Origin of the sequence: Streptomyces noursei ATCC 11455, assembly GCF_001704275.1 — a bacterium.
Lineage (GTDB): Bacteria > Actinomycetota > Actinomycetes > Streptomycetales > Streptomycetaceae > Streptomyces > Streptomyces noursei.
Window position 1 is genome coordinate 3,518,591 of record NZ_CP011533.1, and the last position, 17,959, is coordinate 3,536,549.

Annotated in this window: 14 protein-coding genes and 1 riboswitch; of the genes, 8 read left to right on the plus strand and 6 right to left on the minus strand. The window is 70.8% G+C overall.

Annotated features, from left to right (window positions below; all coding sequences use genetic code 11):
* Nucleotides 1-189: 189 nt before the first annotated feature.
* Both SNOUR_RS14565 and SNOUR_RS14570 read right to left on the minus strand, forming a co-directional pair.
* A complete protein-coding gene (locus tag SNOUR_RS14565) occupies nucleotides 190-1,662 on the minus strand; it encodes a sensor histidine kinase (protein ID WP_067347060.1) in 1,473 nt (490 codons plus the stop codon).
* Nucleotides 1,663-2,187: 525 nt separating this feature from the next.
* A complete protein-coding gene (locus SNOUR_RS14570; RefSeq protein WP_067347062.1) occupies nucleotides 2,188-2,811 on the minus strand; it encodes a TetR/AcrR family transcriptional regulator in 624 nt (207 codons plus the stop codon).
* Between the two features lie 140 nt (nucleotides 2,812-2,951).
* On the opposite strand from SNOUR_RS14570, the gene SNOUR_RS14575 reads away from it, so the two are divergent.
* Together SNOUR_RS14575 and nagB are read left to right on the plus strand one after the other, a co-directional pair.
* Nucleotides 2,952-3,725, plus strand: a complete 774-nt coding sequence (locus tag SNOUR_RS14575; RefSeq protein ID WP_067347064.1) for an SDR family oxidoreductase — start codon at nucleotides 2,952-2,954, stop codon at nucleotides 3,723-3,725.
* A gap of 408 nt (nucleotides 3,726-4,133) precedes the next feature.
* A complete protein-coding gene (gene nagB, locus SNOUR_RS14580) occupies nucleotides 4,134-4,916 on the plus strand; it encodes a glucosamine-6-phosphate deaminase (RefSeq protein WP_067347066.1) in 783 nt (260 codons plus the stop codon).
* Nucleotides 4,917-5,191: 275 nt separating this feature from the next.
* Here the strand turns inward: nagB and SNOUR_RS14585 are convergent, their stop codons facing one another.
* From SNOUR_RS14585 to SNOUR_RS14600, 4 genes are all read right to left on the minus strand, one after another.
* Nucleotides 5,192-6,721 (minus strand): glycoside hydrolase family 3 protein, encoded by a 1,530-nt coding sequence (locus SNOUR_RS14585; protein WP_067347068.1) that lies wholly within the window; start codon nucleotides 6,719-6,721, stop codon nucleotides 5,192-5,194.
* A 2-nt stretch (nucleotides 6,722-6,723) separates the two neighbouring features.
* Nucleotides 6,724-7,554 (minus strand): carbohydrate ABC transporter permease, encoded by an 831-nt coding sequence (locus SNOUR_RS14590; protein ID WP_067347070.1) that lies wholly within the window; start codon nucleotides 7,552-7,554, stop codon nucleotides 6,724-6,726.
* On the minus strand, nucleotides 7,551-8,525 hold the full coding sequence (locus SNOUR_RS14595; RefSeq protein ID WP_067347072.1) for a carbohydrate ABC transporter permease: 975 nt from the start codon (nucleotides 8,523-8,525) through the stop codon (nucleotides 7,551-7,553). Before SNOUR_RS14595 ends, SNOUR_RS14590 begins: the two co-directional genes overlap by 4 nt.
* 165 nt (nucleotides 8,526-8,690) lie before the next feature.
* Nucleotides 8,691-9,956, minus strand: a complete 1,266-nt coding sequence (locus tag SNOUR_RS14600) for an extracellular solute-binding protein (RefSeq protein WP_067347074.1) — start codon at nucleotides 9,954-9,956, stop codon at nucleotides 8,691-8,693.
* Nucleotides 9,957-10,197: 241 nt separating this feature from the next.
* Between SNOUR_RS14600 and SNOUR_RS14605 the strand changes: the two genes are divergently transcribed.
* From SNOUR_RS14605 to SNOUR_RS14630, 6 genes are all read left to right on the plus strand, one after another.
* Entirely contained in the window at nucleotides 10,198-10,959 is a 762-nt protein-coding gene (locus tag SNOUR_RS14605) for a GntR family transcriptional regulator (RefSeq protein WP_067347076.1), read from the plus strand.
* Between the two features lie 225 nt (nucleotides 10,960-11,184).
* The gene (locus SNOUR_RS14610; protein ID WP_067347078.1) at nucleotides 11,185-11,445 is read left to right on the plus strand and encodes a DUF3311 domain-containing protein; all 261 of its coding nucleotides are present in this window, start codon (nucleotides 11,185-11,187) and stop codon (nucleotides 11,443-11,445) included.
* Entirely contained in the window at nucleotides 11,442-13,106 is a 1,665-nt protein-coding gene (gene mctP, locus SNOUR_RS14615; protein ID WP_067347080.1) for a monocarboxylate uptake permease MctP, read from the plus strand. Before SNOUR_RS14610 ends, mctP begins: the two co-directional genes overlap by 4 nt.
* A 306-nt stretch (nucleotides 13,107-13,412) precedes the next feature.
* A complete protein-coding gene (locus tag SNOUR_RS14620) occupies nucleotides 13,413-13,916 on the plus strand; it encodes a GNAT family N-acetyltransferase (protein WP_067358316.1) in 504 nt (167 codons plus the stop codon).
* Nucleotides 13,917-14,085: 169 nt separating this feature from the next.
* Nucleotides 14,086-14,238: riboswitch (cobalamin riboswitch) on the plus strand.
* Nucleotides 14,239-14,402: 164 nt separating this feature from the next.
* Nucleotides 14,403-16,808 carry a ribonucleoside-diphosphate reductase subunit alpha gene (locus SNOUR_RS14625; RefSeq protein ID WP_067347082.1) on the plus strand — a complete coding sequence of 802 codons (2,406 nt, stop codon included), beginning with the start codon at nucleotides 14,403-14,405 and terminating at the stop codon, nucleotides 16,806-16,808.
* Nucleotides 16,809-16,810: 2 nt separating this feature from the next.
* Nucleotides 16,811-17,869 carry a ribonucleotide-diphosphate reductase subunit beta gene (locus SNOUR_RS14630; protein WP_067347084.1) on the plus strand — a complete coding sequence of 353 codons (1,059 nt, stop codon included), beginning with the start codon at nucleotides 16,811-16,813 and terminating at the stop codon, nucleotides 17,867-17,869.
* Nucleotides 17,870-17,959: the final 90 nt, after the last annotated feature.

Here is a 17,959-nt window from a genome sequence, read left to right on the forward strand (position 1 = left end):
CTTGTTGCTGTTGAGGGCCTGCCTTCCAGGGGCCGGCCGGATTCCGGACCTCTCCGGTGAAACCGGCCCCGATCCGCCGTCAGGCCCTGGACCGGGTCCGCGACGTCCCGTCGTTCACCCGATGCTCGTTCACCCGATGCGGCGAGAGTGCATGCCGCGCCCCGGGGGGCCATGACCCATCGGACAGCCCTAGTGCTGCTTCTCTGCGCGCACGGGGATGTCGAGGAGCACCTGGGTGCCGCCCTCGGGTCGGCGGACCATGTCGAACGTGCCGCCCAACTCCCCTTCCACCAGAGTCCGTACGATCTGCAGCCCCAGGTTTCCGGCACGGTGCGGGTCGAATCCCTCGGGCAGTCCGCGACCGTTGTCCTGGACGGTGACCAGCAGTCGGGGTTCGGTGCGGCTGCCGCCACGGACCGCGGTGACCTCGACCGTGCCGTGCTGCTCCTGGTCGAAGGCGTGTTCCAGGGCGTTCTGGAGCACCTCGGTGAGCACCATCGACAGCGGGGTGGCCACCTCGGCGTCCAGGACACCGAAGCGTCCGGTGCGGCGGGTGGTCACCTTGCCCGGGGCGATCTCGGCGACCATGGCCAGCACCCGGTCGGCGATCTCGTCGAATTCCACCCGCTCGTCGAGCGTCTGGGAAAGCGTCTCGTGGACGATCGCGATCGAACCGACCCGGCGTACGGCCTCGTCGAGTGCCTCGCGGCCCTGCTCCGATTCCATCCGGCGGGACTGCAACCGCAGCAGGGCGGCGACGGTCTGGAGATTGTTCTTCACCCGGTGGTGGATTTCCCGAATGGTCGCGTCTTTCGTGATCAGTTCCCGTTCGCGGCGCCGGAGTTCGGTCACATCACGCAGCAGGACCAGCGAACCGATGTGCGTGCCCTTGGGTTTGAGGGGAATGGCCCGCAATTGGATCACTCCGTCGTTGCCCTCGACCTCGAATTCCCGCGGGGCCCAGCCGCTGGCCAGTTTGACCAGCGCCTCGTCCACCGGGCCACGGGCCGGGGCGAGTTCGGCGGTGGCCTGGCCGAGGTGGTGGCCCACCAGGTCGGCGGCGAGACCGAGCCGGTGGTAGGCGGAGAGCGCGTTGGGGCTGGCGTACTGGACCACGCCGTCGGCGTCGAGGCGGATCAGTCCGTCGCCGGCGCGCGGCGAGGCGTCCATGTCGACCTGCTGCTCAGGGAAGGGAAACGTTCCAGCAGCGATCATCTGGGCCAGGTCGGAGGCGCTTTGGAGGTAGGTGAGCTCCAGCCGGCTGGGGGTCCGCACGGTCAGCAGGTTGGTGTTCCGGGCGATCACCCCGAGCACCCGGCCCTCCCGGCGGACCGGGATGGACTCGACCCGCACCGGCACCTCCTCGCGCCACTCCGGGTCGCCCTCGCGCACGATGCGGCCCTCGTCCAGGGCGGAGTCCAGCATCGGGCGGCGGCCCCGGGGAACGAGATGGCCGACCATGTCGTCCTGGTAGGAGGTCGGTCCGGTGTTGGGCCTCATCTGGGCGACCGACACGTAACGCGTGCCGTCGAGGGTGGGAACCCACAGGACGAGGTCGGCGAAGGAGAGGTCGGAGAGCAGCTGCCACTCCGAGACCAGCAGGTGCAGCCACTCCAGGTCGGAGTCGCTCAGAGCGGTGTGCTGGCGTACGAGATCGTTCATCGAGGGCACACCTTGGAGCCTACCGGCGTACGGTATGTGTTGTGCCTGCACGGCCATGGACACGGCAGAATGGTCTAGTCCAGAATGTGCGGTGCGGCACACCGGGGGAAACCCCGGACCGCTGGAACTTCCGCTCTCCCCGCACAGGAGGGCGGATCGAGGCCCACGGCGCTCTCTGCCCTGACTGCGCCCGGGCCTCCGATCGACCGGTCCCGGGACGGGGCCGCGCCCCCTACCGCACTGGGGGCGCCTCCTGTCCGTAGTACGGGGCCGGCCGATGTCAGCTCCGGGCTGCGGTGCCGGACAGGTTGAGGGTCCTGTCCCGGCGCCGCGGCCCGCGGGTGCTTTCGGGGCCGGCGCCCTAGGGCGCTTCTGATGGATCTCCGTGGAAGAAGGAGCGGCGCCTGGTGCGTGCGATCGCAAGGCGCCGGGATGTCTTCATAGCGGAGCTATGGGGGCATTTCGGCAACGCCGCGAGCGTGCGTGGCAGGCGCCGCGACGCCGCGGAGATCCATCAGAAGCGCCCTAGCCCCGCTCCCCCTCGCGCGGCCAGGCGTTCATCGCCAGCCCGGCGACCGCCTCCAGCGTCGCCCGGTCCGTGCCGTCCCGCGCCGACTGCGACATCCCGGCGAGGATCGCGCTCACATACTCGGCCAGCGCGTTGGCGTCCGTGCCGGAGGGGACCTCGCCGATGGCGATGTCGGCCCGGATCGCCCGCTCGATCTCCCGGACGTTCGTCTGCCGCTTCTCCCGGAGGGACGCGGCGACCTCGGCGGAGGCGGGTGCGGTGTTCAGCGCGGCGCTGATGACCATGCAGCCGCGCGGGCGGTCCGGAACGGTGTACTCGGCGGCGGCCTCGCGCAGCGCCCGCTCGACGCCGCGGCGGGCGGTCGACTCCTCGGCCAGCGCGCGGGAGATGAAGCCGCCGTACAGCTGTCCGTAGACGGCGATCGCCTCGTCGAACAGGGCCCGCTTGTCGCCGAAGGCGGCGTAGAGGCTGGGGGCGCTGATCCCCATCTCGCGGGTGAGGTCGGAGATGGACGTCGATTCGTATCCGTGCTCCCAGAACGAACGGAGCGCCTTCTCCAGGGCCGTGTCCCGGTCGAACGACCTGGGCCGGCCACGCTGCTTGGTCTCCTTGGCCACCATGGAGTGAATTCTATAGCGGTCGATAAGAAATGCGTGCTACGGTTTTTGTGTAGCGAGCACTACAGAAAGGGCTCGCCGGACGGCCTGTCGCCCGTGCGGACGACACGCACGGGCACGGAAGACGAAGGGGAGGGCCCGAGATGGGTGCACTCAGCGGGAAGACGGCACTGGTGACGGGCGGCGGCCGGGGCATCGGCCGGGCGATCTCGGAGCGACTGGGGCGGGACGGCGCGCGGGTCGGCGTGCACTACGCAAGCGATGAGACGGCCGCGAAGGAGACGGTCGCGGCGATCGAGGCGGCGGACGGCGAGGCGTTCACCGTGCGCGCCGAGCTGGGGGTGCCGGGGGACGCCGAGGCACTGTGGGCCGCGTTCGACGCACAGGCCGACGGGCTGGACATCCTGGTCAACAACGCAGGGATCAACAAGGCGTTGGACGGCACCCTGCGCCCGTTCGAGGCGATCACGCGCGGCGATATCGAGCACCTCTTCGCGGTCAACGCCACCGCGCCGTTCTTCGTGATCCAGGAGGGGCTGTCCCGCCTGCGGGACGGTGGACGGATCATCAACGTCTCCACGGGGCTGACGCGCGGCGCCGCCAAGTCCGACCTGATCGCCTATGCGATGTCCAAGGGCCCGATCGACATACTGACCAGCTCGCTGGCACGGGAGCTCGGCCCCCGCGGCATCACGGTCAACGCGGTGGCACCCGGCGCGGTCGACACGGACATGAACGCCGCCTGGCTGCGCGGCGAGGGGAACGCCGCGGCGCGCACGGCGACCGGGGCGCGCTCACCGCTGGGGCGGGTGGCGGACCCCACCGACATCGGCGACCTCGTGGGGTTCCTCGCCTCGAACGACAGCCGGTGGGTGACGGGCCAGTGGATAGACGCCACCGGCGGCGCCATGCTCTGACGGGCGACGGGCGACGGGCGACGGGCGACGGGCACCGGGCGACGGGCACCGGGCGACGGGCACCAGGGGACGGGCGCCGGGGGCGGGTGACGGATCGACCTCCCCGCGACCCCGCTGCCCCGCGCAATCGCCGCGCCCCGAGCGCGTGCTCCGGCCGGGCACACCGATCGACGCGCCCGATCCTGCCCACATGCCCGTTCCCACCCGTCGCTCCCACCCGTACGCCGGTTCCGGACCGTATACCGGATTCGGTGCCCGGACTCAGGGCCTCGGGCCGGTCGCCGGGGCGAGGGGGAGAAGTGGGGAAAACGTGCGCTTTTGTTCAGCGGCGCCACGGGGTCGCGTTGGCCCGCCTCTGCTAGATTGGTCTATACCACATAGCCCACTCTCCAGAACGGCAGGCCAAGCGTGGAAGTTGTCATCGTCCCGGATGCCGTGGCAGGCGGCGAGCTCATCGCGGAGGCCATCGCCACCCTGGTGCGCCGCAAGCCCGAGGCGCTGCTCGGTGTGGCCACCGGCTCGACCCCGTTGCCCATCTACGAGGCGCTGGCGACGAAGGTCCGGGCCGGTGCGGTGGACGCCTCACGGGCCCGGATCTGCCAACTCGACGAGTATGTGGGCCTGCCCGCCGGGCACCCCGAGTCGTACCGCTCGGTGGTGCTGCGCGAGGTGGTGGAGCCGCTGGGGCTCGACGAGAGCGCGTTCATGGGGCCGGACGGCACGGCGGAGGACGTCCAGGCCGCCTGCGAGGCGTACGACAAGGCGCTGCGCGACGCCGGCGGGGTGGACCTCCAACTGCTCGGCATCGGCACCGACGGGCACATCGGCTTCAACGAGCCCTGCTCGTCGTTGGCTTCCCGTACCCGTATCAAGACCCTCACCCAGCAGACCCGGGAGGACAACGCCCGCTTCTTCGACAGCCTGGACGAGGTCCCGCACCACGTCATCACCCAGGGCATCGGCACCATCCTGGAGGCCCGTCACCTGGTGCTGCTCGCCACCGGCGAGGGCAAGGCCGACGCCGTGGCGCAGGCCGTCGAGGGGCCGGTCGCCGCGCTGGTGCCGGCCTCGGCGCTCCAGCTCCACCGGCATGCCACGGTGGTCGTCGACGAGGCCGCGGCGTCGAAGCTGAAGCTGGCCGACTACTTCCGCGCGACCTACGCCGCCAAGCCGGAGTGGCAGGGGCTCTAGAAGAACCCACCGGCGGCCCGAGGGCCCGTACCGGTGCCGGGCCCCGATAGGCCGGCGCGGGTACGGGCCCTGCGCGTGTCGCGGGGCGGGGCGACGCGCCCCACGCGGTCGCCCCGCCTGGCGGCTGCCCCCGCCCGGGCGTGTCCGCCCGTCGGGGAGGGGCCGCCGGGGAGGGCGCACGACCCGTCAGGGGGTGCGCGCCCTCGGGGCCGCTGACGTCAGGGGTGTGCCGCGTGGTGCGGCTCACCCGTCAGGGAGGCTGACGTCAGGGCCGGTCAGTTGGGCCGTCGGCCGGTGAGGGCCTCGGCCGCGGCCTGCGCGCAGACGCGGGCGGCGCCGTGGGTGGCGAGGTGGGGGGTGCCCTGGGGTGGTGCCTGGGGGACGCCCATCTCGACGACGGCGGTGTGGGGACGGGCGGTCAGCAGGGCGTGCAGCGCGTCGGCCATCCACGGGTGACGGTGCAGGTCGCGGACGACGGCCACGACAGGGCGTTCGCCGGCAGCGGTGAGCAGGGCGTCGACGAGGGCACGGGTGCCGGCCGCGGCGTCCTCTGCGGCGTAGGCGGCGGTCTCGGTGCCGGGGAGGAGCCGGGAGAGTTCGGCGGCGACGCCCCAGGGGGTTTCGTCGCCGACGGCGATGTTGGCGAGGGGAGTGAAGGAGGCGACGTAGGCGGGGCCGGTCAGCGGCGGGCAGGGGGTGGCGGAGGTCAGGCGGAGGGCGCGGCGGGCGGCGGTCAGGCCGATCCCGGGTGCGGGCGCGATCCCCTCCCCCGCGCCCGCACCCGTGGTCCAGTGCGCCAGGGCGCGGACCCGCGCCGCGGCGTCGGCGAGCCGCTCCTCGGGCAGTTCGCCCTCCCGGACGGCGCGGACCAGCGCGTCGCGGAGCCGCAGCACGGTGTCCTCGTCGGCGAGTCCGCCGCCGACGCAGATCGCGTCGGCCCCGGCCGCGAGCGCCAGGACGCTGCCGCGTTCGATGCCGTAGGTGGCGGAGATGGCCCGCATCTCGATGCCGTCGGTGACGATCAGGCCGTCGAAGCCGAGGCCGCCTTCGGTGGCGGGTGCGCGCAGCAGGCCGTGCAGGGCGGCGGGGCTGAGCGTGGCGGGGCGTTCGGCGTCCAGGGCGGGCAGCAGGATGTGGGCGCTCATCACGGCGCGGGTGCCGGCGGCCACCGCGGCGCGGAACGGCACCAGTTCGCGTTCCTGAAGTGTCGCCAGATCGGCGGTGATGCGGGGGAGGTCGTGGTGGGAGTCGGTGGCGGTGTCGCCGTGGCCGGGGAAGTGCTTGGTGCAGGCGGCGACACCGGCGGACTGCAACCCCTCGATGTAGGCGGCGGTGTGCCGGGCGACGAGGTCGGGGGCGGCGCCGAAGGAGCGGACCCCGATGACGGGGTTGGCGGGGTTGGAGTTGACGTCGGCGGAGGGGGCCCAGTTGACGTTGATGCCGCAGTCGGCCAGGCGGCGGCCGAGTTCGCGGGCGACGGCGCGGGTCAGCTCGGTGTCGTCGACGGCGCCGAGCGCGAGGTTGCCCGGGAAGGAGGAGCCGCCGCGCACTTCGAGGCGGGTGACGTCGCCGCCCTCCTCGTCGATGGCGATCAGCAGGTCACCGCGGACGTCGCGCAACCGGCCGGAGAGGGCGGCGAGTTGTTCGGGGCCGTGCACGTTGCGACCGAAGAGGGCGACGGTCGCGAGGCCCTCGTCGAGGCGGCGCAGCAGCCAGTCCGGCGCGGTGGTGCCGGTGAAGCCGGGCTGGAGGACGGCGAGCGCGTCCCGGGTGAGGGTGTCGATGGAGCGGGTGACGGTGGCCATGGCTATCCCTTCACCGCGCCGGAGGTCAGACCGCCGACGGCCTTGCGTTGCAGGAACAGGAAGAGGACGAGGATCGGGAGGGCGAAGAGGGAGGCGGCGGCCATCGTGGCGCCCCAGTCGTTGCCGAACTGGGTCTGGAACTGGGACAGCCACAACGGCAGGGTGCCGGCGCCGGGCTCCTTGTTGAGCACCAGCACGAGCGGGAACTCGTTCCAGGCGGTGATGAAGCCGAAGAGGGAGGTGGCCATCAGGCCGGGGGCCAGCAGCGGCAGGACGACCTTGACGAACGCCTGGCGGCGCGAGCAGCCGTCCACCATCGCGGACTCCTCCAACTCCTTGGGCACCGCGGCGACATAGCCGCGCAGCGTCAGGAGGGTGAAGGGCAGCACCATCAGCATGTAGAAGAAGGTGAGCGGCAGCAGGCTGTTCAGCAGGTCCGCGTCCCGGACGATCATGTAGATCGAGATCACCATGACCTCCCAGGGCGCCATCTGGGCGACCATGAAGGTCAGCAGGATGCCCTTGCGGCCCTTGAACCGCATCCGGGCGATGGCGAACGAGCCGCACAATCCGATCACCAGCGACAGCCCGACGGCGACCACGGTCACCAGGACGGAATTCCCGGCCAGCCGCCAGAAGTTCGGGGCGGCCACGGCCGTCACGAAGTGCGAGAAGGTGCCGTGGAACGGGAACCACACCGGGTCCTCGCTGAGGATGTCCTGGGTCGGCTTGAAGGCCGTGGCGAACATCCAGTACACGGGGAAGGCGAAGACGAGCGCGAGGACGGCGGCTGTCGCGTTGGGCCAGATCCGGCCGGCGAGTGAGCGCTTCACAGCGCGTCCTCCTCTTGCTTGAGCGTCAGGCGCAGGTAGTACGCGGTGAGGGCGAGCAGCACCACGATGGTCAGCACGGAGATCGCGGCGCCCATCCCGAAGTGGAGGTTGCCGACGCCCTCGGTGAAGGCGTAGATCGGCAGCGTCTCGGTGAGCCGGTCGGGGCCGCCCTGGTTGATCGCGAAGATCTGCGGGAACGCCTTGAAGACCCAGATGACTTCGAGGAACGTCGTGGCCATGAAGAAGGGGCGCAGGAAGGGGAAGGTGACGGAGGTGAAGATCTTCCAGGTGCCGGCGCCGTCCATCCGGGCCGCTTCGTAGAGCTCCTTGGGGATCGTCGTGGTGGCGGCGTAGAGGTTGAGGGCCACGAAGGGCAGCGACTGCCAGACGATCAGGACGGTGATGACGAAGAAGGTGGACAGCTGGGTGCCGACCCAGTCGTAGCGAGCCATGGAGTGCCAACCGAGGTGGTCCAGCACCCAGTTGACGACGCCGTAGCGGGAGTCGAAGAGCCACTGGAAGACGGTGGTGGCGGCGATCGACGGCATCGCCCAGGCCAGCACCAGCGCCACCGACAGCGTCAGCCGCATCTTCTTGCCCAGCCGGGCCAGCAGCAGTCCGAGCAGGGTGCCCAGCACCATGATCAGGACGACGTTGACGGCGGTGAAGACGACGGTGCGGACGGTGACCCGCCAGAACTGCTCGCTGCCCAGGACCTCCTGGTAGTTGCCCAGCCCCCGCCAGTCGGTGAGGTGCTGGATCAGCTCCTTCATGTTGAGGTTCTGGAAGGAGAGCACCAGGTTGCGGACGAGCGGCCAGCCCAGGAAGACCGCGGTGGCGAGCAGGGCGGGGAGCAGCAGGAGGTAGGGGGCGGCCCGCCGGCCGCCGGCGCCGCTCCGGGCCGGCGGTGCGCCGCCCTTGCCGGTCCGCGGCACGGTCCTCCCCGCCGCTTCGTCGAGCTGCACTGCCATGAGCGTGTGGTCCCCTCGTTCCCGTGGATGCGCCTGTGGTGCCCGTGGCGGCGGCCGCCGGTCCCGCGGGGGCCGGCCCGGCGCGGTGGCGGCGGCCGCGGTCGCTGTCCCGGGCGTACGGGCGGGGCGGCAGGGACGCCCGGCCCGTACGCGTCCGGTGGCCGGCTACTGCTTGGCGAGCCGTGCGTTCAGCTCGGACTCGATGTCCTTGGCGGCGTCGGTCGGGGCCTTACCGTTCAGGACCGCGGTCATGTAGTTCTTGATCGGGTTCGGCACATTCTCGACCGCGGCCCACTGCGGGATCAGCGGGGTGGTGCCGCCGGACTTCTCGGCGGCCGGGGCGGCGGCCGCGGCGGCCGGGTTGTCCTTGGCGGCGCCGGCCAGGGCCGGCGACTTGGGCGTCCAGCCGGATTCCTTGACCATCTGGGCGTCGTTGTCCTTGGAGAGGGCGACCTTGAGGAATTCCTTGGCGAGTTCCTGGTTCTTGCTCATTCCGGCGACGGCGAAGTTGGAGCCGCCGAGGAAAACACCCTCGGGCTTGGCGGCACTCTCCCCCGGAATGGTGAAGAATCCGATGTCGTCCTTGATCTTCGGGTTGGCCTTGATGGCGGTGGCCGCCTCGTAACCCATGGCGATGATGGCGCCGGTCTTCCCCTTGGCGAAGATCTCGCCCTGCTGCGGGGTGGCCTCGTCCTTATTCTTGGGGGCGGTGCTGAACGCCTGGTACTGCTTGTAGATGTCCATCGCCTTGGCGACCTTGGGGTCAGAGAAATTCGAGACCCATTTGTCGCCCTCCTTCTTCACCAGTTGCGCACCGGTGCCGATGGTCAGGCCGTCGAGGAAGTACCAGTTCTGGCCGGGCAGGTAGAGCGGCTCGGCGTCGGTCTTCCGCTTGACGGCATCGAGGTCGTGGAAGAGCTCGGCGCGGGTGGTGGGGAGCTTGGTGATCCCGGCCTGGGCCCAGATCTTCTTGTTGTACATCACCACGCGGTTGCCGGCGAACCACGGCAGGGCGTACTGCTTCCCGTCCACCATCGCGGCCTTGTTGAAGGCGTCGTTCCAGTCGGCGCCGATCTCCTTCTTCAGATCGCCGAGGTCGACCAGGGCGCCGGCCTTGGCGTAGGCGGCGGTCTGGGTGTTGCCGATCTCGACGACGTCCGGCGGGGTGTCCTCGGAAAGCGCGGTGCTCAGTTTCTGCTGAATTCCGTTCCACTGCTGGACCTTGAATTCCACAGTGGCGCCGGTCTTCTTCTTGAATTGCTCGGACACCTGCTTGGTCCATTGGTCCGGATTGGAGCCGGACATCACCCATACGGTCAGCTTCTGTCCCTTGAAGCCGTCGGCACCCGCATTTCCGCCGCTCGACCCACAGGCAGCGACACTCACCAGCATTCCCGCGACCGCGGTCGCCGCTATGAGCCCACGCTTCATCGCGCTCTCCCCCTCAAGGACGGGTTTGGCTTTAATGGTTTAGACCAGTTCCCGCAGCTTGGCCTAGACCTTTAGGGGTGTCAAGGGTGTATAAGAGTCGCTGTCAGGTCCGTTACCGGACCGACATCTGACGGGGCGGGACCCGCGTGGCCCCCCGGACACCCCGTCCGTGCCACGATGTGAGCCGCTACGTACGGAGGAGCCGGTGACGGCAGCACGACAGGCATCGGAGAGGCGGGTCATGGACACCGAGGCGGGCAGCGCCGAGAGCGGCGGCAGCGCCACACGCACCGCCCGGGTGCCCAAGTACTACCGCCTCAAGCGGCATTTGCTGGAGATCACCGAGACCCTGCCGCCGGGCACCCCGGTGCCGCCCGAGCGCACCCTCGCCGCGGAGTTCGACACCTCCCGCACCACCGTCCGCCAGGCCCTCCAGGAGCTGGTCGTCGAGGGCCGTCTGGAGCGCATCCAGGGCAAGGGCACCTTCGTCGCCAAGCCCAAGGTCTCCCAGGCGCTGCAACTGACCTCCTACACGGAGGACATGCGGGCCCAGGGCCTGGAGCCGACCTCCCAGCTGCTGGACATCGGCTACGTCACCGCCGACGACCGGCTGGCCGGGCTGCTGGACATCGTCCCCGGCGGCAGGGTGCTGCGCATCGAGCGGCTGCGGCTGGCCAGCGGCGAGCCGATGGCCATCGAGACCACCCACCTGTCGGCCAAGCGGTTCCCGGCGCTCCGCCGCAACCTCGTCAAGTACACGTCGCTCTACACCGCGCTGGCCGAGGTCTACGACGTCCGGCTGGCGGAGGCCGAGGAGACCATCGAGACCTCGCTGGCCACCCCGCGCGAGGCCGGGCTGCTGGGCACCGACGTCGGCCTGCCGATGCTGATGCTCTCCCGGCACTCCCTGGACGCCCACGGGCAGCCGGTGGAGTGGGTGCGCTCGGTCTACCGCGGCGACCGCTACAAGTTCGTCGCCCGCCTCCAGCGCCCGACGGACTGAACCCGTCCGCGCATGCCGCACCGGGCCGGGCCGTACGGGCCCCGACCGCACCGCCGCCCGTCCACCGCGTCACGCCACGAGGGCCGTCCCGGCGCCTGCTCCGCCCAACTCCCCCGCGATAACCGCCGCATACCGATATGCGGACAGCTAGTGACGCGTGCCACGTCCCTGGCTTAGATTTCCAGCCGATCACACAGGAGTTCACCAGGGACGGGAGCCACGGTCATGGCCGAGAAAGCCGCACCACCGGACCGCAGACCGGTCGTCACCCCCACGCGTGTGGTGGCCGGACTGTGCCTGCTCGCCCCGTTCGTCGCGATGTTGTGGGTGAGTTCGTACGCCAGGATCGAGCCGACGCTGATCGGGATCCCGTTCTTCTACTGGTACCAGATGGCGTGGGTGCTGATCTCGACGGCGCTGACCGCCGTGGCCTACAAGCTGGTTCAGCGTGAGCAGCGCGCCCGTAAGGGTGGTGCGGACCGATGACGACCCCTGTCACGACGCTCGCCGCCGCCTCCCATGGCGTCAACGGCGTGGCGCTCGCCGTCTTCGTCTTCTTCTTCCTCGCCGTCACGGTCATGGGCTTCCTGGCCGCGCGCTGGCGCAGGGCCGAGCAGTCCGCCAGCCTCGACGAATGGGGCCTGGGCGGGCGGAGCTTCGGCACCTGGATCACCTGGTTCCTGCTGGGCGGCGACCTGTACACCGCGTACACGTTCGTGGCCGTGCCGGCGGCGATCTACACGGCCGGCGCCGCCGGCTTCTTCGCCGTCCCGTACACCATCCTGGTCTACCCGCTGATCTTCACCTTCCTGCCCCGGCTCTGGTCGGTCTCGCACCGGCACGGGTACGTCACCACCTCCGACTTCGTCCGCGGCCGCTTCGGCTCCAAGGGCCTGTCGCTGGCGGTGGCGCTCACCGGCCTGCTCGCCACGATGCCCTACATCGCGCTCCAACTCGTCGGCATCCAGGCCGTGCTGGACGTGATGGGGGTCGGCGGCGGCGAGCACGCCAACTGGTTCGTCAAGGACCTGCCGCTGCTGATCGCGTTCGCCGTGCTGGCCGCGTACACCTACTCCTCGGGCCTGCGGGCGCCCGCGCTGATCGCGTTCGTCAAGGACGGGCTGATCTACCTCGTCATCGTGGTGGCGATCATCTACATCCCGATCAAGCTGGGCGGCTTCGGCGAGATCTTCCACTCGGCCAAGGAAACGCTCGCCGTGCACGGGCCGACCGGCAAACCGCGCGGTGAACTGGCCAGCGGCCCCAACGCGCAGTGGGCGTACGCGACGCTCGCGCTCGGCTCGGCGCTGGCGCTGTTCATGTACCCGCACTCGATCACCGCGACGCTCTCCTCGCGCAGCCGCAACGTCATCCGCCGCAACACCACGATCCTGCCGCTCTACTCCCTGATGCTGGGCCTCCTCGCGCTGCTCGGCTTCATGGCGATCAAGGCCGGCACGGACACCCGGGGCAATGCGCAGTTGGCGATCCCGCAGCTCTTCGCGGACATGTTCCCCAGCTGGTTCGCCGGGGTGGCGTTCGCCGCGATCGGCATCGGCGCGCTGGTGCCCGCGGCGATCATGTCGATCGCCGCCGCCAACCTCTTCACCCGGAACGTCTACAAGGACTTCCTCAAGCCCACCGCCACGCCCGAGCAGGAGCACAAGGTCGCCAAGCTGGTCTCCCTGCTGGTCAAGGTCGGAGCGCTGGTCTTCGTCCTCACCATGGACAAGACCGTCGCGATCAACTTCCAGCTGCTGGGCGGCATCTGGATCCTGCAGACCATGCCGGCGCTGGTCGGCGGCCTCTTCACCCGGTGGTTCCACCGCTGGGCGCTGCTGGCCGGCTGGGCGATCGGCATGGTCTACGGCACCCTCGCCGCGTACGGGGTGGCCAGCCCGACCCAGAAGCACTTCGGCGGCTCCAGCGCGGAGATCCCCGGGATCGGCGAGATCGGCTACATCGGCCTCACCGCGTTCGTGCTGAACGTGGTGGTGACGGTCGTCCTGACGGTCGTCCTCAAGGCCCTCAAGGCCCCTGAGGGCACCGACGAGACCTCCCCCGACGACTACACCGCCGACCTCGGCGACAAGGGCGTCGTCGCCGACCTGCCGCCGGCGACGACGGGTGCGCCGGCGGGGCACTGAGGCGCGCCGACACCTACGGTCGAGGGCCGCCGCGCTCCCCCAGGGGCGCGGCGGCCCTCCGCCGTGCAGGGGACGCACGCGGCCGAGGGGGCAGTCCGTCAGCCGCCGGGTGTCGAACGCCCTGCCCACCGGTGACGGGAGGGAGAGCGGATCGCCGGGCGGGGTCATGGAACCTTCTCCTTCCGGAGAGCTGCGGAGTGGCGGAGCGGAGACCTCTGACACCGACCATAACGACGGCCACTGACAGTGACGACCGCACTCAACGACCCGGCCGCACACGCCCGTTGGCTCGGTCACACTGGCCCCATGGACATCACGATCAGACCCGTACGCCAGGCGGAGTTCGAGACGGTCGGGGAGCTCGTGGCGGAGGTGTATCTGGCCGAGGGGTTGCTGCACGGCGGGGCGCACGATCCGTACGCGGCGGAGCTGCGGAAGGTGGCGCACCGCGCGGAGCACGCCGAGGTGCTGGTGGCCGCGGACGGGGTGGACGGGGCGGTGCTGGGCGCGGTGACGTTCGCGGCGCACGGCAGCCCGTACGCGGAGTTGGCCGGGCCCGGGGAGGGCGAGTTCCGGATGCTGGCGGTGCGGCCCGAGGGGCGCGGGCGCGGCATCGGGGAGGCCCTGGTGCGGGCCTGTCTGACGCGGGCGCGGGCGCTGGGGCTGCGCGGGATGGTGCTGTCGAGCCAGCAGCACCTGCTGCCGGCGCACCGGCTCTACCGGCGGCTGGGGTTCGCGCGGGCGGCCGAGCGGGACTGGGCCCCGGTGCCCGGTCTCACGCTGTGGGCGTTCGCCCGCGAGCTGACCTGAGCGGCGTTCCGGCGGGCTCCGAGCCGCCTTCGGGCGGGCCGCCGGCGGGATTTCGGCGGGGTTCCGAGGCGTTTCGGAGGGGATCCGGGCGAGTCGGCGCTTCGTACACCTGGGGGAATGGTATGAGGCGGCGACACAAGATGTGGGGGTGCGTGCGGGGAGCGACACAAGATGTATGCTCGTCCTCGCTGTCGCCGCAGGGGAATCCGGTGCGAATCCGGAACTGTCCCGCAACGGTGTGCGAGCGCGGACCACGGCCCTTTCCCCAAGGGCCGGTCGAGCGCTCCCGAGTCCGAGGACCTGCCGACGGTACGCCCGCACCGCCATCGGTGCGGCGTCGATACGTCCGGGCCCCGAGGGATGGGCAGATGGACGCCGCGCGGCCGACCCGCGCACCCCCGGTTCGCCGCGGGGTGCCCCCTGCCCGCACGGCTCCCGTCATGCCGCCACCCCTCCCGGCCCCCGCCGAGTGAGGGAGAGCATCAGGTGACCATCGCGCCAACGGAGCCAGCGTCAGACGCCGAGGTCGTGCAGCCCGTGGTGGCCGCGCCTCCCGCGCACGCGGACGGGCCGGGCACCGCCCTGCTGCGGACGCTGACCGAGCTGACCGCGGACCTGACCGCGACCGACCCCGGCAAGGTGGCCGCCGCCGCGCTGCGCGGCCGGCACCCCGGGTCCGACGAGGCCGAGTTGCGGGCGCTGGCCACCGAGGCCGCGGCCGGGCTGATCGCCGACGAGCCGCAGTACTCCAAGCTCGCCGCGCGGCTGCTCACCCTCGCCGTCGCCGAGGAGGCCGCCGGTCAGGGCGCCACCTCCTTCTCGGCGTCGATCGCGGTCGGCCACCAGGAGGGGCTGATCGCGGACGTCACCGCCGCGTTCGTCGACACCCACGCCGAGCGGCTGGACGCGCTGGTCGACAGGGCACTGGAGGCCGGCGCCGACGACCGGTTCGGGTACTTCGGGCTGCGCACCCTGCACTCGCGCTATCTGCTGCGGCACCCCACCACCCGCAAGGTGATCGAGACGCCCCAGCACTTCCTGCTGCGGGTGGCCTGCGGGCTCGCCGAGGACGACTCGGCGCGGGCGCTCGCGGACGTCGCCGAGCTGTACCGGATGACCAGCACGCTCTCCTACCTACCGTCCTCCCCCACGCTCTTCAACTCCGGCACCCGCCACCCGCAGATGTCCTCCTGCTATCTGCTGGACTCCCCGCTGGACGAGCTGGACTCCATCTACGACCGCTACCACCAGGTGGCCCGGCTCTCGAAGCACGCCGGCGGGATCGGCCTGTCGTACTCCCGGATCCGCGCCCGCGGTTCGCTGATCCGCGGCACCAACGGGCACTCCAACGGCATCGTGCCGTTCCTGCGCACCCTGGACGCGTCGGTGGCCGCGGTCAACCAGGGCGGCCGCCGCAAGGGCGCGGCCTGCGTCTACCTGGAGAGCTGGCACGCCGACATCGAGGAATTCCTGGAGCTGCGGGACAACACCGGCGAGGAGGCCCGCCGGACCCACAACCTCAACATCGCGCACTGGATCCCGGACGAGTTCATGCGCCGGGTGGAGGCGGACGCGGACTGGTCGCTGTTCTCCCCCTCGGACGTGCCCGAGCTCGTCGACCTGTGGGGCGAGGAGTTCGACACCGCCTACCGGGCGGCGGAGGCCGCGGGCAAGGCCCTCAAGCAGGTGCCGGCCAGGGTGCTGTACTCCCGGATGATGCGCACCCTGGCGCAGACCGGCAACGGCTGGATGACGTTCAAGGACGCCGCCAACCGCACCGCCAACCAGACCGCCGAGCCCGGCCGGGTCGTGCACTCCTCCAACCTGTGCACCGAGATCCTGGAGGTCACCGACGACGGCGAGACCGCGGTCTGCAACCTGGGGTCGGTCAACCTCGCGGCCCACCTGGGCGCCGAGGGCGAGATGGACTGGGAGCGGCTGGACGCCACCGTCCGCACCGCCGTGACCTTCCTCGACCGGGTCGTGGACATCAACTTCTACCCGACCGAGCAGGCCGCCGCCTCCAACTCCCGCTGGCGGCCGGTCGGTCTGGGCCTGATGGGCCTGCAGGACGTCTTCTTCCGGCTGCGGCTGCCGTTCGACTCGGCCGAGGCCCGGGAGCTGTCCACCCGCATCTCCGAGCGGATCATGCTGGCCGCCTACGAGGCGTCCGCCGACCTCGCCGAGCGGCACGGCCCGCACGCGGCCTGGTCCGCGACCCGTACGGCGCGCGGCGTGCTGCACCCGGACCACTACCCGAACGCAGAGCCGCGCTGGGCGGACCGCTGGACGGCGCTGCGCACCCGGATCGCCGCGACCGGGATGCGCAACTCGCTGCTGCTGGCCATCGCGCCGACCGCCACCATCGCCTCCATCGCCGGCGTCTACGAGTGCATCGAGCCGCAGGTCTCCAACCTCTTCAAGCGCGAGACGCTGTCCGGTGAGTTCCTCCAGGTCAACACGTACCTGATCGAGGAGCTCAAGGAGTTGGGCCTGTGGGACGCGCGGACCCGGGACGCGCTGCGGGAGGCCAACGGCTCCGTCCAGGAGCTGGCCTGGATCCCCGAGGACGTCCGGTACCGCTACCGCACGGCCTGGGAGATCCCCCAGCGCGCCCTGATCGACATGGCCGCGGACCGCACGCCGTACCTGGACCAGAGCCAGTCGCTCAACCTCTTCATGGCGTCGCCGACCATCGGCAAGCTCAGCTCGATGTACGCCTACGCCTGGAAGCGCGGCATCAAGACCACGTACTACCTGCGCTCGCGGCCGGCGACCCGGATCGCCCAGTCGGCCCGCGCCGCGTCCGTCCCCGCACAGCTGCCGGTGGCCGACCCCGAGGCGGTCGCCTGCTCCCTGGAAAACCCCGAGTCCTGCGAGGCATGCCAGTAATCATGACCACTGCACCCGAGAAGAACGCCGGCGCCGCCCACACCGTCACCACCGGCGGCCGCAAGAACCTCCTCGACCCGGGGTTCGAGCTGACCCTGCGCCCCATGCGCTACCCGGACTTCTACGACCGCTACCGGGACGCGATCAAGAACACCTGGACCGTGGAGGAGGTCGACCTCCACTCCGACGTCGCCGACCTCGCCAAGCTCTCCCCGGGCGAGCAGCACCTCATCGGCCGTCTGGTGGCGTTCTTCGCCACCGGCGACTCGATCGTGGCCAACAACCTCGTCCTGACGCTGTACAAGCACATCAACTCCCCCGAGGCGCGGCTCTACCTGAGCCGTCAGCTCTTCGAGGAGGCGGTGCACGTCCAGTTCTATCTGACGCTGCTGGACACCTACCTCCCCGACCCGGACGACCGGGCCGCCGCCTTCGCCGCGGTGGAGAACATCCCGTCCATCCGCGAGAAGGCGGAGTTCTGCTTCCGGTGGATGGACCACGTCGAGCAGCTGGACCAGCTGGAGAGCAAGGCCGACCGCCGCCGCTTCCTGCTGAACCTGATCTGCTTCGCGGCGTGCATCGAGGGCCTGTTCTTCTACGGCGCGTTCGCGTACGTGTACTGGTTCCGCTCGCGCGGCCTGCTGCACGGCCTGGCCACCGGCACCAACTGGGTCTTCCGCGACGAGACCATGCACATGGACTTCGCGTTCTCGGTGGTGGACACCGTCCGCGAGGAGGAGCCCGACCTCTTCGACGACGCGCTCCAGCAGCAGGTCACCGACATGCTCAAGGAGGCCGTGGAGGCGGAGCTGCAGTTCGCCCGCGACCTGTGCGGCGACGGCCTGCCGGGCATGAACACCGACTCGATGCGCGAGTACCTCCAGTGCGTGGCCGACCAGCGGCTGCAACGCCTGGGCTTCGCCCCGGTGTACGGCTCGGAGAACCCGTTCTCCTTCATGGAGCTGCAGAACGTCCAGGAGCTGACCAACTTCTTCGAGCGGCGCGCCTCGGCCTACCAGGTCGCCGTCGAGGGCTCGGTCTCGTTCGACGACGACTTCTGATCCCGGCCGCCCGACCTGTCGTCCGGCCACCCGCCGAATGTGAGCGTTCGATTAGCGGGTGGCCGGAGCGGCAACCGGAGCCCGTGCCAC